The organism is Frankia sp. Mgl5 (genome assembly GCF_023242985.1).
Lineage (GTDB): Bacteria > Actinomycetota > Actinomycetes > Frankiales > Frankiaceae > Parafrankia > Parafrankia soli.
Genome location: NZ_JALKFY010000005.1, coordinates 1 through 15,438 on the forward strand (window position 1 = coordinate 1; position 15,438 = coordinate 15,438).

Consider the following 15,438-nt stretch of genomic DNA (forward strand, 5'->3'; position numbering starts at 1 on the left):
CGCTCTACGTCACGGACCGCCACTCCGGCGAGTCGCTAGACGATCACGATCCGTACACCACGTGCGTGGACTCCACTCCGCCGCTGTTGGCTTACGACACCACGATCAGCGTCGTGATCACAGCCCCCGACGTTGATGGCGGTATCACGATTCAGCAGACTGGAAATGCCAGATGACCAGCGCCGGCACACCGGCTCTGGCGACTCGTGCCGCTTCGGGCACTATGTCGTCCAGGCACCACGGCCAGCGCTCCCACGGTCCCACCGCTCCGAACGGGCCTTTCCGGTCGGCCGGCCCCGGCGGTTCCTTGGGTGGCGCGGAGGGTTCCTCGCAGCGACGCACGCGCAGTCCCACCGCCAGCGCAGCCCGCAGATAATCCCCGATCAGGTGGCGGTAGGCACTCAGATGTCCAGGTCGGCCATCCGCACCGCGGACGGAGGGAATCGAGCCCAGCGCCACTGTCGCAGGGTGCATGTCGGAGATCACCAGGTGACCGCCTGGACGCAGGACCCGGGCGAACTCCGCCATGACCGGCTTGAGCGTGCCGATGTGGGTCAGCGCCAGGGCGCACACGGCCAGGTCAACCCCGGCGTCGGCTATGGGGAGCTGATGCAGATCACCAAGCAGGAACTCGGCCTGCGGCACCCGAGTACGTGCGCGGGCGAGCATGTCGGGCGAGCGGTCCACGCCGATGACCCGGTGGCCACGCCCGGCCAGAAACTCGGTGTGGCGACCGGTCCCGCACGCGGCATCCAGAGCAACCCCCACGGGCAGCGAACCCGAGAGTGGCTTCGACTTGGCGGCGGTGTTCGCGGCCTGCGGTGACCCGCCCGACCGCGGCGATGCGGCGGGCCATGGCGAATGCCGAGGTCGGCGACGACGTGTACGGCGAGGACCCCGCGGTGCGCGAGCTCGAGGAGTACACCGCGGACCCGCTGGGGCACGAGTCGGCCCTGTTCGTGCCCCAGCGGCACGATGGGGAACTTCTGCGTGCTGCGCGCCAGCGCCCCGGTGGGCACCGAGATCCTCGCCGACGCCGACGCGCACATCGTCACCTACGAGCTCGGCGGGGTGCAGACCCGTACGCTCGCGGGCCTCGCCGACACAACATCCCTCGACGAGATCGCCGCGCAGCTGCGCGCGTTCCCGTCCGGGCAGACCTACCGCATGATCAGGACAAGCGTGCTCGCGATCGAGAACACCCGGGCGGGGCGGCCGGGTCTGGCCGATCGAGCGGCTGGAGCGGCTGCGTGCGCTCACCGACGCCGCCGGGGTCGTCCTGCACTGCGACGGCGCCCGGCTGTGGAATGCCGCGGTTGCGCTCGGTGTCCCGCCCCGCCGCCTCGGCGCGCTGTCCGGGAGCCTGTCGGTCTGCCTGTCCAAGGGGCTCGGTGCGCCCGTCGGCTCTCTCGTCGTCGGCTCCGCCGAGCATGTCGGACGGGCTCACGAATGGCCCAAGCGGCTCGGCGGCGGTATGCGGCAGGTCGGGATCGTGGCAGCCGGCGGGCTCCATGCCCTGCGGCATCACCTCGACCGACTCGCCGACGACCACCGCCGGGCCGCCGACCTCGCCGCCACGTTGGCTGCCGCGGCCCCGGGCCGGGTCGATCCGCAGGCCACCGAGTCCAACATGGTGCTCGTGCGCGTCCCCGACGGGCTGGAGTTCGCGACCCGCGCCGCCGCTGACGGGGTGCTGGCCAGCGCCGCCGGCCCGACGATGGTGCGGCTCGTCACCCACCTCGACGTCAACGACGCCGACATCCGCCGCGCCAGCGACGTCCTGACATGCCTGCTCGCCGCCCTGCTTTCCCCCGCCGGGCGAACCCTGCCTGACCCGGCACCACAACCCGGGCTGCGCGGACCAGCGCCGCGGCACCAGGACGCTCCCAGCAGGACGGTGGCCGACGCGGGTCGGCATCCCTCCCCGGCGGTCGCCAGGCTGCGGCAAGCCGGCCTATGTCGTTTTCGGGTCGGCTCCCGGCTGCGGGCTGTCGGGAGAGGGGTCGGGCTGTGCCGGTCGCGCCTCCGGGCGGTCCTGTCCGGAGCTGAGGTTCACCTCTGCGCCGCGGGCCGCGGCCAAGTCCGCATCCGTGGCGGTCCCGGTTCTCCCGGGTGACTCCTCCTCTCGGGAGGCGTTTTCGTCGCGCAGGGCGGACGCGATTCTCCCGCCGTCCTGCGACCGCCCGAAACCCGTCCGGCGGACCCAGGCTCTGCCCTCCGCGGCGATGCCCTCCAGCACGTGGATCGTGTGCTGAACACCGGCGGCATCCTGTGTCAGCCGGGCGACCGACTCCGTGCTCTCATCCACCCCGTGGGTCGTGTCCTCGTCCAGGCTCACCTCGGCCATCTGCATCCCGATCTTCGTGCCGTCCACCAGGACGAGTTCGAGCTTCTGCTCGTCACTGGCCGTCCGGTCGACCCGGATCGAAGCAACCACGTCAAAGCGGTAGTTCATCCGGTTCTGCTCCGTGAACACGCCGGTCTCGAAGTTCAGTCGGGAGACGAGGTTGCGAACTCCGTCGGCGGTGAGCAGAAAGACCGAGATCTGGTATTTGCGGAACCGCCACGGACCGCGAGGGACGCGGGCCGCCGTCTTGCCTTTCTCGGAGTTGGGGGGACCGCCTACCGGTGTCTCGATGAACGCGTGGGCGACGACGTCGCTGGCGGTGAGCCGATAGTGACGCAGTGCTCTGTCCAGGAGGAGTTTGCGATCGTGGTCAAGCCACTGGGCTAGCTCCGCGTCGCTGGGACGGTCGGCCAGCCGGGCCCGCCGCCGTTCGAATGCCGCCTGTCGTGCCGCGAGAACCTCGGCGTGCTGCGCCGTCTCGGCGGCCCGACGCCGGTGGTCGCCGTTCATGGCCAGCCAGGCACGTGCGTACCCGGTGGTGCCGGCCGACACGACGAGCACCGTTCCCACCGCCAGGAGGAGGTCGACGCCGGCCGCGGCGACCGTCGCCCACAGGCAGCCACCGACGACAGCGGTGATCCCGAGCGTTCCGCGGACGCTCACCCCGGGCGCGACCCGCAGCTCCCGGCGGAAGGAGACGCGTGCCTCGCCTCCCGACAGGCGCTTGAGATGGGTTGCCTCGTGACGCAGCAGCCAGGCGATCCGCTCGATACTGATGCGGGAGTAGGAGTACTGGCCGACGATCTCTCGGAGCAGGCTGAACCGGGCGTCGGCGGTCTGCCATAGCCACTGGTCGCTGGTCAGACCGTGAGGTCGATACGAGGCGACGTAGTACCGGAGCCTGCCTTCGACCTTGCGAGCAAACGCGCCGGGTGGGATCTCACTCCCGTCCTGCGTGTGATCGTAGGTCACGTTCCAGACGATTCCGCGCTGGAGGCCGAGCAGGCCGCCGACAAGGACGACGGCACACCCGAACAGCACCTCCAGGCGACCGTTGAGCGTGAGCTGTATCGCGAGATACACCGCCCAGGCCACGAGCGCCAGCCGCGAGATCTCGGCGCGCAGCCGGGTGTCGGCAGGAACTGTGGTCGGCCGTGCGCCGCGCGCCCGAGCCTCGATGGGCGGTGGTTCAAAGAACTTCCATACCCGGTCCTGACGCGCCCCGGCCTGCTGCCCACGGGCGGCGACGTCGATCGCGCGCCTCCACATCTGGTCCTCAAGGGGGCCCTCCAGGAACTGCTCCAGGTGACGGAGAATCATCCGGCGCTGGGTCCGGCCGAGTACGCTCCGGTCCAAGGCGTCGAGCTCCTTGAGCGCCAAGGCCATCTCGTCCTCGGTCGCCGTGACCGCGTTCAACAGCAGGAGCACAACGCGCAGCCCGTCGGTCCACGCGTCGTGGACGGCCGCGGGTGGGCCCGCCTGGAACTCCTTCAGCTGCCTGGTCTGCTCGGTTGTCAGCTCGTCCCGCGAACGCCCGCTCACCAGCGCCAACAGCCAGTGGAAGAGCATCCGGTCAGTTCTCGTCGGGCGCAGGACGGCCTCGTTCATGAGCTCCAGCGCTCGGGGCGGCATGTTGCCCTCCAGATGCAGGGCCCCGACCTCGAACCTCTCCTCCGGCGTCGCGCCGGGCGGGACCATGTACACCCGGACGTCACCGTGGACCGTCCCGGCCTGCGCGCCGACTGTGGAGGAGCCGCTGACCGAGTTGGTCGTCGACGACGGTGCGTCCCCGTCCCGAAACCCGGAGCCGTCGGTCACGACAGGCCTTGCGCGAGGGTGATGACAACGGCGATCCTCGCGGCGAGGTCGACTACGTCAATGACAAGGCCACGAACCTTCTTCAGCGACACCACCAGCGTGCGCCGGCTCTCCGGCGAGTTCGCCCGCAGGGCCTCGTCGGCGGCGGTGAGCTCGGCCTCGGCCGCCGCGAAGGTCGCCGCGTCCACGGCGCCGGCGGTGTGTGCCGTGGCCAACTGGGCGCGGAAACCGGCCAGCGCGGTCGGCAGGTCGACCGGTGTCCGCTCGGTGGGGGCGCCGACAGTGACGTCGCCGTGGACGACGCCGGCCTGCGCACCGACCCAGGTGTTGCTGCCCGACACGACGTTACGGATGTTGTGGGTCGGCTTCGGCATGGCGGATGTCCTCCCGGTGCTCGTCACGGCCTCGGCCCGTCCGAGGTCGGCGGACAGTTCCTCGGCCAGCGCGATGGCGAAGGAGGCCGCGTTCGCCACGGCCCGCGGCTGCCACTGCTGGCGGTCGGTCGACTCCTTGGTGCCGTCCGCGTGGTCGCTGATGCCGCGGACCACAACCACCGGCAGCGAGCTGTTCAGCTGGCCGGCCTGCGCGGCTCCGGCAGCCTCCATCTCGACGGCGAGCGCGTCGTTGTAGTGGACGTGCAGCCACCGGGCGAGCGCCGAGACGGTGGAGTTCAGCACCACCTCGCCGGCCGCGATCGGCCCGAAGTGCACCTGCGGGAGGGCCTCGGGCCCGGCCTGCTGCGGCACCCAGGACCGCGTCCGCTTCAGGTGATGGGCGATCTGCTCGGCACGGTGCGACATCGGCCAGGTGCGAGGCCGGCCCCAGTCGCCGTCGTCCTCGTTGGTGGCACCGTGAAAGGCATAGACCTGGCTGGCCACCACCACGTCGCCGAGCGCGATATGGCGATGCAGGGCGCCGGCCACGCCGACGAAAAGCAGCGCCGCCGGATCGAACTCGGCGATCGCGCGTTCGGCCAGCACCGCGGCTGACTGATTGCCCACGCCGACCAACGTCAGCGCCACCTGACACCGGCCGGCCGCGAGCCGGCCGACCTCGAACCGGGTGCCCTGCGGATGGCGGCGCAACCGCGGATTCACCAGGTGCTCGCGGACCGCCTGGTACTCGAGGTCGAGTGCGGTCAGGATGACGATCGGTCTGGTCCTTGCCATTGTCCTTACTCCCCGTTCCAGATGGACTTTTCTCCGGAAACTGCGGCTGCCCCTCAGCCCGGTCATGTGAGTCCGGACCTGCGACAGGGGCCGATGGATGGACGGCATCCGCGGACGGCGGCCTGACGGATACGGCGCACGGCCGCGGCCGCGGCGTCGTCAAGGTCAGTCGGCGGAAGAACTCCCAGCCTCGTTCGGCCGCCCGATCGGCGGTGACAGGACGGCGCTGGGGCCGGCTTTGAACAGGCGTGCCGGGCGCCCGACGAGGCTTCGTTGCTCTGCACCGGTGGGGACGAGGAATCCGTCCACCCTTTGGATCTTGCGATAGAAGTTCCTGGGGTCGAGCGGTATTCCCCATACCGCCTCGTAGACCGTCTGTAGCTCACCGATGGTGAATGTCGGGCCGCAGAACGCCGTGGCGAGCGAGGAGACCTCGAGTTTGCCTCGGGCCCGCTCGACCCCGTCGAGGACCAGCTGGCGATGATCGAAGGCCAGGTTCAGCTCGCCCGCGAGCACGCGGTCCGCCGGCAGCCAGGCCGCGTCGGCGGCGTCGGTGCCCGCGACCGGATCGGGCAGTCGAGGCGCGATGGCCAGGTATGCCACTGAGACGACCCGCCCGCGCGGATCCCGGCCGGGACGGCCGTACACCCCGAGCTGTTCCAGGTGCAGTTCCCCGGCGTCGAGGCCCGTCTCCTCCGCGAGCTCCCGGCGCGCCGCCGCGTCGAGATCCTCCTGGCTGTGCGCGAGAAATCCACCGGGGAGCGCGTGCGCCCCCCGGTATGGCTCTGTCCCACGCTCGATCAGGAGCACCCGCAGGCTCGCCGCCCGCAGCGTCAGAATCACCAGGTCGACGGCGATCGGGACAGCCGGCGGTTCCCAAGGAACATCGATCACGCTGCGAGACTAGCTTTTTGTCCGAATGACAGGAAAAATTGTCGGTTAGCCGACAGCTGCTCACACCTGCGCTACGACCCCTGATCGTCGGTGTCGGAGAAGGCTATGCTCCGCGATCTGTCCAATCGGGACGAGGATGCCTCACGGGGTAACCAGGGCTGCGGCGAGGTAGCACATCGGTCTTGATTGACTACGAAGCGTGGTGGCTCTGATAGCTTCCTCGCTGGGCTGGGGTCGGGTGTTGTGGTTTTGGCAATGCGTGGCCGGACACCGGCCGCATAGACCGGAGTAATCGTCCGCAAGTTCGTCGGCGGACGCCTGGCGCGATCGAGCTGGGGCTTGTGGCGTTCCTTCTGGTCCCGCTCGGCGGCGGTGGGGACGAGGGCCCACCAGGGGGCGTGCTCGGCGAGGATGCCGGCCTCGTCCCAGTCGGGGCGGACCCAGGGCGGGTTTCCGACCTGGAGGCCGAAGCCGCCGCGGGCGAAGACCTGGGGGAAGTCGAGCTCCCAGTGGAAGAAGCCCTGGCGGTCCGCGATCTCGGCGGCGACCCGCAGCCACGCGAAACGGCTGGTGGCCTCGGTGACCGGGGTCGCGTCCGCGAAACCGAGGTCGAGTGCCTCGGCGTCGTCGAGGCTGCGCCAGGAGAGGTCGTCGGCGAAGCTTCCCTGGCCAGCGCACGCTGATGCGGCGGTCGGAGCACAGCCTCAGATTGCTGCGCCCGCACCGTGAGGCATGTGCAACACGGGGACGGACTACAGGCCGGCGCGGATCTACCAGGAAGATCCTGGTCAGGAGCCTGAAGGCAATACAAGCACGATCGGGTCGTTGTCGACGTAGACCACCCGGGCGGCCGGGTCCACGCCCTGGACAACCTCGTGCAGATTCGGGCTGGTCGGAATACCCGTGCCGATGTCGAGGAACTGCCGGATGCCCGCCTCGGTGGCCAGGTGCCGCATCGCGCGGACCATGAACGCCCGGTTCTGGCGGGCGGCGTCCCGCAGGCTCGGAAAGACGGTGATGGCCTGCTCGGCGCCCTCCCGGTCGGCCGGGAAGTTGTCCTTTCCGCCGAGATAGTAGTCATACATGCGCGCGGAGTGCGGAACATCCGTCCGTAGCTGGACGGTCGGGATCTTCTCCACCAGCTTGTCCCAGCGGCGGATACCCGCCGGGTTGTCGCCCACTTCCCGTCCCTCCGCTCCGTCCGACCATCCACGGCGTTGCCCCCGCCGCCTTCGTGGAACGGCTGACCTGCGACGTCGGGGTCGTGCCGCGAGGATCGGTCCTATTGTGACCGAATTATGGTCGTTCGTCTGCGGAGCGTCTCGGTCGCGCGGCCGCCGCGCGCCGGCCGCGCGGGCGTCGGTTCCGCCGCAGCGGGCCGGGGGTACCGGCTTCCGCAGGTCGCGGGATCCGGTACCCCCGGGGGCGTGCCGGGAGCGGGAACCTAGAAGACGCGTCCGACGTCCTGGAGCACGATCTTGGCCATGCTGTGCTCGGCGAGGGCCGCGATCGTCATGGACGGGTTGCAGGCGCCGGTGGAGCCCGGGATCCGCGCGCCGTCGAGCACGTAGAGGCCCTTCTGGTCGATGACCCGGCCGTAGAGGTCGACCGCGGACCCCATGGGCACGCCGCCCAGGGCGTGCCAGGTCGAGTTCGCCTGGGCGTTCGTGTCGATCATGATGCCGCCGCCCACCTGGGCGATCTTCTGCATGCGCGCGGCGATCAGCGCCTGCAGCGCGGCGTCACCGCTGGACGGCCAGGTCAGGACGGCGTCGTCCTTCGCGGAGTCGTACGCCCAGGTGCCGGCGGGGTTCACGATCCCGAAGCCGACGACCGTCATCAGCTTGCCGGCGGTACTCGGAATGGGGGAGCCCGCGTGGATGATGGTGAGCGGGATCGAGCTGGTGGTGTCGCGACCGCCGACGCAGGCGGGACCACCCTGCTGGGTCCCGATGTCGCCGTTCATGCCGTTCCACAGGTAGATGCGGTCGCCGTTGTTTCCCCACTGGGTTCCGACGGCGTCCGGCAGGTTGGGGATCAGCCCCTTCGCCTTGGACTTCACCAGCAGGCGGGTCGTGCCGGCGGAACCCGCGTTGAGGAATACCGCGTCCGCGACGATGGTCTTCGTCTCCTGGACGATGCCGCCGGTGTTGATGCGGTCGACCGTCAGTACCCACTTCTTGTTCGCGTCGAGCGCGATGTCGCGGACGACGTGCAGCGTCTCGACGCGGACCCGGCCGGTCGCCTCCGCCGCCTTGAGGTAGGTGACGTCAATGGAGCGCTTACCGCCGTTGTTGACCCCGAAGGCGATGTCGCTGGTGGTGTAGGTCGGCTGGTACTGGCCGTTCAGCTCACCGCGCACGTACTGCCAGTCGATCGGCAGGGGAACCTGGAACGGCTCCAGGCCCGCGCCCGGAGCGACGTCCCGGAAGAGCCGGGAGGACTTGTACGGGTCGCTGTTCAGGATGTCGCTGGGAATCGTGGAGACTCCCAGCATGCTGGCCACCAGCGGATACGCCCACAGGTTCAGCTCGTCGTAGAGGTTCGCGGCCACCGGGATCGACGCGGCGAAGTTCGCCTTCGAGGGCTTCAGCGTCATGCCGTGGTACATGAGGGAGCCGCCGCCGACGGCCGCCCCGCAGTTCACCGTGATTCCGTTGCCGGGAATGCTCTCGATCACCCCGGTGTAGGGCTCCCACGTCTTCACGACGCCGCCGACCGTGGCGTGGTCGGTCAGCCAGGCGGAGCGGTTGTCGATGTTGGCGAAGCGGCAGAACGTCGTTGCGTTCGGCCCGGTGGGCCACCGTAGCCCGCGCTCCAGGACCAGCGTCGACACGCCGACCTGGGCCAGCCGCAGCGCGGTCACGCCGCCGCCGAAGCCGCTTCCGATGACAACGGCCCGCTCCCGCTGCACAGTGGCCGGCACGGGGGTGGCGGCCCGGGCCCGGGTGGCACCCGGTCCCGCGGTGAAACCGCCGACCGCGGCGGCGCCGATCGCCGCCGTGCCGATTAAGTGCCGGCGGTTGAGGCCGGGGGTGGATTCGACGGCGTCGGGCGTGTTTTCGGGCATGGTGGACTCCAGAGTTGAATCGCGGGCATGACGCGCATCCTTCGGTCGCGAGCGGGTGGACGAGGGTCCACTGGCCCGCGGGGGTGCGCCGACGTAAGTCACGAAATCCGGGCGGACGCAGGCAGGGTCAATTGCCGGGGGGTGCGTCCGCCGCAGGAGAGAATTCAGACGCTCTGGTGGCTTGTGCGGTCCTGCCTGGCGCGAGCGGGGAAATGTCCCGCTCTGGGCGTCACCCAGCATCGTTAGTAACGGCTCACGTGTCAATAGACAGATGTGTGCCCGTATGGTCGCCTCTTTTGAGAATAGGGCGCCTTGTTTCCCGCGGGGATTCCTGATCGGGGCGACCTGTTTGTCGTATGCGCAGTTCACGCTGCGCCGGCATCGCGGCCGCCGTGGCCTGGGGGCGCGCGAGAAGGGCCGCCTCATGCGCGAGCGCCGGACTGGAACAGTCCGGCGCTCGGTGGTTCGTATGAAGGTGGAGTGTGCGAAGGTGCCGTGCGAGGGCGCTGGGCTTGGGCTTGGTGGGCGGCCTCGGCCTATGCCTCGGGCAGCCGGCGCAGCACGTTGTGGTCGGTGTGGGCGACCGGCTCGGACACCCGCGCGTGGTCGATCGTGGTGGTGGAGTCGTAGGTGAAGCTGCCGTCCGGGGCGACGGAGATGGTCACCTCGTAGAGAGTGGTGTTCGCGGCGCGCGCGAGGTACGGGTTGGACAGGATGCCGTACACCGTCGAGCCGACCTCCGCGCGCAGCGTGTAGGTGGTCGCGTCCGGCGCGACGGTGCCGCCGGCGATCAACACCTGGCCGCGGGGAACCATGAAGCAGCGCATCACATGCCCGAGCTCGGCGTCCCACAGCCAGTAGCCGATCTCGGTGTGGAACGGGTTCTCCTCGCCGGCCCGCCAGGCGGCCATGTGGTAGTCCAGGCCGTAGAGATGCTGCGTGCCGTTGTCCACCGGGCCGAACGGCTTGAAGGTGACCCGCTCGCGGAAGGGGGTCGTGATCATCGAGCCCTCGGTGTTCCCGAAGGCGACGTCCACCCCCTGGTCGCCCTCCCACTCACCGGCCAGCGCCGCCAACGGACCGAACTCCGGGCCAACCTTTTCCGCCACCGCTGAGTCCTCCTCGACCGGCCATGATCTCGAGCCGGCCTGATACCGGATCGTCCCGAGATTACCTATTGACGCCGAGTGCCCCGTTTGCTGAACGTACGTCCCGGCGAGCGCCCGCGGCCCGCCGGCGGGACGTCCGTCCTGCTCATGAAGCCGGCCCCGGCCGGGTGGGACGGGGTGGATGACGGTGCGTCATCGCCTCCTTCCGTCCGGTTGGCCTCCGGTGGGGAGCCGCCGGCCCTCGAGGCGCCGGGCCATCGCCCGGCCGCCGGGAGACGAACGGCAGGCGCCCGCCGTCCCCGGAGGGGATGTCCGTACCGGGGAACTGCGTCACCCCGCCGCCCACACTGGAGATGAGGCAGTTCCCGCTCGACGCTCCGGTCACGAGCGCGTTTCGCGGCAGGGCACGACTGGCGGAGCGAGCGTCGTCCTGCACGTGCCGCCCTGGCTCGTCAGGCGGCGGCGACGGCCACCTCGGTCGACTTGACCAGGGCGGTCACGGCGGTGCCCGCGGCCAGGCCGAGCTCGGTCGCGGCAGCGAGGGTGATCGCCGCGGTGAGCTCGCCGCCCTGCTCGAGGGTGACATGTGCCACGGCCATGGCGCCGCCGGTCTCGATGCTCGAGACGGTGCCGCGCAGCTGGTTGCGGATGCTCAGGCCGTCCACGTTGCCGGTGGCCAGCGAGATCTCGGTGGACTTGATCAGGACGTCGACCCCCGAGCCCTCCTTGAGGCCGAGGTCGTCGACGGCGTCGAGTGTCACCGCCGCGGTCAGGCTCTGCCCGCCGGGCAGCGTGATCAGTACCGTGCTCATCACCGCCCCCCGGGTGATCTCGCTTACGGTTCCGGTCAGCTGGTTGCGGATGCTCAGGCTCACTGGCCACCTCGTCGTGTCGAAAGCATGACTGGCCGGGCGCCGAGCGGCACCCGAGAGCCCTTCCTACCCATTCACTCGCCGGAACGCACTCGTCGTGACCGCGGGTCACCTGTCTGCGGCAGATTCACGAATGTGAGCGGTGAGGTACTGGTACGTGCTACCGGCGGTGTGGATACAGGTGGGTGTACCCGCAGCCGCCTTTGCTGATTGGCACGCCTTGATCACCCCGCGAACACGGCTATCCGGCTCGGGTGACTCCGCTGTTGCGGCACGGGATCTTCCCCGTTCAAAGCGATACCGGCCGGCCGCGGGCCGGGATTCGGGCGCCGCGCCCGGTGTCCCGTGCGACGCCCGGCCGCCACCGACCGTGGTCGGCGCCCGACTCCGTGAGTCATCACGGCCCGCGGCTGGTGTGGGTCACGGCGACATTCCGTGGGCGGCGGTGGGTGCCGCCCCCGGCCGGCCCTGCCGGGCCACGGGCCCGTCCACCGCGGTGATCCGGTTGCCGGGACCGTCGCTCCGCCGCCAGATCGTTTCCCGTGCGGGTACGTCGGGAATGTGCATATGCTGCCCCTACCCGGGGGCTGTGCGCCTTCGGGCGACCCGCTGATCGCCGGCGCCCGGCGCACGATCCGCACGATGTGGAGGGCCGGATCCCGTTGCTCGTCCCTCGTCCCGGCCGTGCGCTGGTCCGCGGCCCACGCGATCGGCGGAACCCGGCCACCTGCGTTCGCGGAGTCCCGGGGCGAGGTGACACCGGTGCGGTCCGTCGAAGACGTCCGATGCCGAGCTGAGCGCCGTGGCCTCCGCCGGCCGACATCCGGATGATTTTCAGTGACCTGTCCGTGGCCGGTCACCATGCTAGGAGTGTTCTGATGGCACAGATTCCCTTTGCTCCCGACGTGTTCACCTGGCCCGCGGAGAAACCACAGTTGATCGGCGCCCGCTGCCGCAGCTGCGCGGCGGTCACGTTCCCCGCGCAGGATTCCTGCCCGCGCTGCGGCAAGCTCGAGATGGAGCAGCGCCTGCTGCCGCGCGAGGGCACCCTGTGGACGTGGACCACCCAGGAGTTCCTGCCCAAGGAGCCCTACGCCAGCGGTGAGACGCCCGAGACCTTCAAGCCGTTCGCGGTGGGCCTCGTGCAGCTCGGGGACGACGTCCGCGTCGAGGGCCGCCTGACCGTCAGCAAGCCCGACGAGATCAGGTTCGGGATGGGGCTCGAGCTGGTGATCTACCCGTTCCGCACCGACGAGGACGGTACCCAGGTCATGTCGTACGCGTTCGCGCCGTCCGAGGGAGGAAACTGACATGGAGGACGTCGCGATCATCGGGGTGGGTATCCACCCCTTCGGGCGCTTCGGCAACAAGTCCGCGATCCAGATGGGCGCCGAGGCCGTCCGCTCCGCGCTCACCGACGCCGGCCTGGAGTGGAAGCAGGTCCAGTTCGCCTTCGGCGGGAGCTGTGAGGTGGACAACCCCGATGCGGTCGTGGGCCTGCTCGGCCTCACCGGCATCCCGTTCATGGACGTCTACAACGGCTGCGCGACGGCCGCGACCGCGCTCGAGCTGACCGCCGACGCGATCCGGTACGGCAAGTACGACATCGGCCTCGCGGTCGGCATGGACAAGCACGCCTTCGGTGCCTTCACGGCCGATCCCGTCCACTACAGCGCCCCGCCGTGGTACGGCGACATCGGTCACTTCCTGACGACGAAGTTCTTCGGGATGAAGATCAACCGCTACATGCACGACCACGGGATCTCGCACCGCACGCTGGCCCGGGTGGCGGCGAAGAACTACCGCAACGGCGTGCTGAACCCCAACGCCTTCCGTCGCAAGGCGCTGACGGAGGACGAGATCCTCACCTCCCAGATGCTCAACTACCCGCTGACGAAGTACATGTTCTGCAGCCCGGACGAGGGCGCCGCGGCGATCATCCTGTGCCGCGCCGACATCGCCCGCCAGTACACGTCCAACCCCATCTACCTGCGGGCGAGCACGCTGCGGACCAGGACGTACGGCGCGCACGAGGTGCACAGCTCCTGGGCCGCGGTGGAGCATGCCGAGGCCCCCACGGTGTTCGCGTCGAAGGCGGCCTACGAGACCGCGGGCATCGGGCCGGAGGACGTCGACGTCATCCAGGTCCAGGACACCGACTCCGGTGCCGAGATCATGCACATGGCGGAGAACGGCTTCTGTGCCGACGGCGACCAGGAGAAGCTGCTCGCGGAGGGCGCCACCGAGATCGGCGGCCGGCTGCCGGTCAACACCGACGGCGGGCTGATCGCCAACGGCGAGCCCGTCGGCGCCTCGGGCCTGCGCCAGATCCACGAGCTGGTCCTGCAGCTGCGCGGGCAGGCCGGCGACCGGCAGGTCCCCGGCAACCCGCGGGTCGGCTACGCCCAGCTCTACGGCGCTCCCGGCACGGCCGGCGTCTCGATCGTGACCACCTGACCGCGCCCGTCTGACCGGCGCCCGCGGACGCCCGTCCGGCCCCGTGCCTCCCTGACCGGAGGCGCGGGGCCGTCCTCGTCCCGCCCCCGCGGGACCGCGGTCGGGCGGTTGCCGGCCGCCGGGATGCGCCTGGTCAGGCCGGGCGTCGCAGGCGCAGGGCGTTCTCGGCCCGGAAGCCCACCTGCCCGTTCGGTCGCGACATCGGCGCCTCGTACATCTCCCGCAGCTCCACCGCCCAGCCGCCGGTGGCCGCGCCCAGCTCGGCGAGGACGTCGTCGGGAGTGGCGAGCCTGGTGTGGGGCTTCTTCCTCGGCTCCCAGGACGGGGCGCCGGCGTGCCCGACCACCAGCAGCGTCCCGCCAGGGGCCACCCGGCCGGCGCTGGCGCGGAGCACCTCCGTGCGCGGCATGCCGACCGGCGAGTGCAGGAACAGGGCGAGGACGAGGTCGAAGGTCCCGTCGGGGACGCCGTCGGCCAGGTCCTCGCACCGCCAGGTGATGCGCTCGTCGACGCCGGCGGTCGCCGCGGCGCCGGCGGCCCGGGCCAGCGCGGTGGGGGAGACGTCGACCGCGGTGACCCGCCAGCCCCGGGCGGCGAGCCAGACGGCGTCACCGCCCTCGCCGCACCCCAGGTCCAGCGCCGTTCCCGGCGCCAGCGCGCCGACCTCCCGGACGAGCAGCTCGTTGGGGTCCCCGGTCCACATCCGGTCGGTGTGCCGGTAGCGGTTCTCCCAGAACCGGCCGCACCCGCCCGGAGAAGGTGTCGTGCCTGCTGTGCCGTCAGCCGTCGTTCCTGCCACGCCCCATGGTCACGGGTGCGGCGCGTGGGGCGGACCTGTCGCGAGTCCCACGCCGCCGTTCCCTTCGTCCTCCCGAGACCAGGTCAAGATGGTCAACAATCAAGACATCCGATGGGGTTACGGCGTCAAGTCGTTTGGTGTCGTGGGGTTCGAGGTGCGGTGGGCTGGTCGGGTCTCAGTCCCGGCGGGCGGCGAGGAAGAGGAAGCGTGGCTGGGTGGTGAGGAGCTTCCATGCCCGAGGATCTCGGTTGCGGACCTCGGGGAGGGGTTGGGGTTCGCTGAGTCGGGTGAGGGTGAACCCGGTGTTGGTCAGGGCGTCGAGGATCGCGTACAGGGGACGCCGCCAGAACCGCATCGTCACGGTCGTGTCGTCGAACGTCCACGGTTCGCTCCACTGCTCGTGCGCGAAGTAGTTCTCGCTGCCGGACAGGGTGTAGTCCAGGAACGGGTGGTGGGTCGACATGACGAACGTGCCCCCGGGGCGCAGCACCCGGTGGAACTCCCGCAACGTTGGTGTCCAGTCCTGGAGGTAGTGCATCACCAGGCTGGCGAGGACGACGTCGACATCCGCGTCGGATAGCGGCAGGGGATCACCGAGATCGGCCAGGTGCAGGGGCACGTCCGGTCCGAGCCGATGGTGGGCGATCTTCAGGAGGGCGGCGCTGTTGTCGAGTCCGATGACGCTGGCGCCACGGTTCAGTAGCTCGGCGGCATGGGCGCCCGAGCCGCACCCGGCGTCGAGTACCCGCTGCCCGGAGATCTCTGGCAGGAGCGCGAGGATCGCGGGCCGTTCGTAGCAGGCGTTCCACACGTTCGACTCGTTGTGAGCCGCGTACTCGGCGGCGGCCTCCTCGTAGGGATTCGGCGGTGGTGAGGTCTCCATGGGACTGGATGCTCCCAAAC

General features: G+C 70.2%; 11 protein-coding genes and 3 pseudogenes. 4 read left to right on the forward strand and 10 right to left on the reverse strand.

Going from position 1 to position 15,438, the window contains the following annotated elements:
- Nucleotides 1-144 precede the first annotated feature (144 nt).
- Nucleotides 145-777 (reverse strand): annotated as a pseudogene (locus MXD62_RS03590) (class I SAM-dependent methyltransferase); the annotation flags it as partial.
- Nucleotides 778-842: 65 nt separating this feature from the next.
- Here MXD62_RS03590 and MXD62_RS40035 point away from each other — a divergent pair.
- A pseudogene (locus tag MXD62_RS40035) lies at nt 843-1,795 on the forward strand (low specificity L-threonine aldolase); the annotation flags it as partial.
- A 159-nt stretch (nt 1,796-1,954) separates the two neighbouring features.
- On the opposite strand, the gene MXD62_RS39615 reads toward MXD62_RS40035, so the two are convergent.
- The 3 genes from MXD62_RS39615 to MXD62_RS03615 all read right to left on the reverse strand — a co-directional run bounded on the left by MXD62_RS39615 (nt 1,955) and on the right by MXD62_RS03615 (nt 6,228).
- The gene (locus tag MXD62_RS39615; protein ID WP_248827997.1) at nt 1,955-4,165 is read right to left on the reverse strand and encodes a hypothetical protein; all 2,211 of its coding nucleotides are present in this window, start codon (nt 4,163-4,165) and stop codon (nt 1,955-1,957) included.
- The gene (locus tag MXD62_RS03610; protein WP_248827998.1) at nt 4,162-5,334 is read right to left on the reverse strand and encodes a 5'-methylthioadenosine/S-adenosylhomocysteine nucleosidase; all 1,173 of its coding nucleotides are present in this window, start codon (nt 5,332-5,334) and stop codon (nt 4,162-4,164) included. Before MXD62_RS03610 ends, MXD62_RS39615 begins: the two co-directional genes overlap by 4 nt.
- A gap of 165 nt (nt 5,335-5,499) precedes the next feature.
- Entirely contained in the window at nt 5,500-6,228 is a 729-nt protein-coding gene (locus MXD62_RS03615; RefSeq protein ID WP_248827999.1) for an NUDIX domain-containing protein, read from the reverse strand.
- Nucleotides 6,229-6,569: 341 nt separating this feature from the next.
- Between MXD62_RS03615 and MXD62_RS03620 the strand changes: the two genes are divergently transcribed.
- Nucleotides 6,570-6,911, forward strand: coding sequence for a hypothetical protein (locus MXD62_RS03620; RefSeq protein WP_248828000.1), 342 nt, complete (start codon nt 6,570-6,572; stop codon nt 6,909-6,911).
- 126 nt (nt 6,912-7,037) lie between these two features.
- Here MXD62_RS03620 and MXD62_RS03625 read toward each other — a convergent pair.
- The 4 genes and pseudogenes from MXD62_RS03625 to MXD62_RS03640 all read right to left on the reverse strand — a co-directional run.
- A pseudogene (locus MXD62_RS03625) lies at nt 7,038-7,388 on the reverse strand (SAM-dependent methyltransferase); the annotation flags it as partial.
- A gap of 284 nt (nt 7,389-7,672) precedes the next feature.
- Nucleotides 7,673-9,298, reverse strand: a complete 1,626-nt coding sequence (locus MXD62_RS03630; RefSeq protein ID WP_248828001.1) for a GMC oxidoreductase — start codon at nt 9,296-9,298, stop codon at nt 7,673-7,675.
- Between the two features lie 536 nt (nt 9,299-9,834).
- Nucleotides 9,835-10,407, reverse strand: coding sequence for a heme-binding beta-barrel domain-containing protein (locus MXD62_RS03635; RefSeq protein ID WP_020461427.1), 573 nt, complete (start codon nt 10,405-10,407; stop codon nt 9,835-9,837).
- 452 nt (nt 10,408-10,859) lie between these two features.
- Nucleotides 10,860-11,282 carry a molybdopterin-binding protein gene (locus MXD62_RS03640; RefSeq protein WP_020461430.1) on the reverse strand — a complete coding sequence of 141 codons (423 nt, stop codon included), beginning with the start codon at nt 11,280-11,282 and terminating at the stop codon, nt 10,860-10,862.
- A gap of 875 nt (nt 11,283-12,157) precedes the next feature.
- Between MXD62_RS03640 and MXD62_RS03645 the strand changes: the two genes are divergently transcribed.
- Both MXD62_RS03645 and MXD62_RS03650 read left to right on the forward strand, forming a co-directional pair.
- Entirely contained in the window at nt 12,158-12,589 is a 432-nt protein-coding gene (locus tag MXD62_RS03645; RefSeq protein WP_071063286.1) for a Zn-ribbon domain-containing OB-fold protein, read from the forward strand.
- Nucleotide 12,590: 1 nt separating this feature from the next.
- Nucleotides 12,591-13,736, forward strand: a complete 1,146-nt coding sequence (locus MXD62_RS03650) for a thiolase family protein (RefSeq protein ID WP_112106648.1) — start codon at nt 12,591-12,593, stop codon at nt 13,734-13,736.
- Between the two features lie 133 nt (nt 13,737-13,869).
- Here the strand turns inward: MXD62_RS03650 and MXD62_RS03655 are convergent, their stop codons facing one another.
- Both MXD62_RS03655 and MXD62_RS03660 read right to left on the reverse strand, forming a co-directional pair.
- Nucleotides 13,870-14,535 carry a bifunctional 2-polyprenyl-6-hydroxyphenol methylase/3-demethylubiquinol 3-O-methyltransferase UbiG gene (locus MXD62_RS03655; RefSeq protein ID WP_248828002.1) on the reverse strand — a complete coding sequence of 222 codons (666 nt, stop codon included), beginning with the start codon at nt 14,533-14,535 and terminating at the stop codon, nt 13,870-13,872.
- Between the two features lie 175 nt (nt 14,536-14,710).
- Complete coding sequence (locus tag MXD62_RS03660; RefSeq protein WP_368862310.1) at nt 14,711-15,418, reverse strand: class I SAM-dependent methyltransferase; 708 nt, start codon at nt 15,416-15,418, stop codon at nt 14,711-14,713.
- Nucleotides 15,419-15,438 lie beyond the last annotated feature (20 nt).

Bases quoted from the DNA above. Each gene is read 5' to 3' on its own strand.
- MXD62_RS03630 (WP_248828001.1), bottom strand. From the start codon at position 9,298: ATGCCCGAAAACACGCCCGACGCCGTCGAATCCACCCCCGGCCTCAAC.
- MXD62_RS03645 (WP_071063286.1), top strand. From the start codon at position 12,158: ATGGCACAGATTCCCTTTGCTCCCGACGTGTTCACCTGGCCCGCGGAG.
- MXD62_RS03650 (WP_112106648.1), top strand. From the start codon at position 12,591: ATGGAGGACGTCGCGATCATCGGGGTGGGTATCCACCCCTTCGGGCGC.
- MXD62_RS03610 (WP_248827998.1), bottom strand. From the start codon at position 5,334: ATGGCAAGGACCAGACCGATCGTCATCCTGACCGCACTCGACCTCGAG.
- MXD62_RS03660 (WP_368862310.1), bottom strand. From the start codon at position 15,418: ATGGAGACCTCACCACCGCCGAATCCCTACGAGGAGGCCGCCGCCGAG.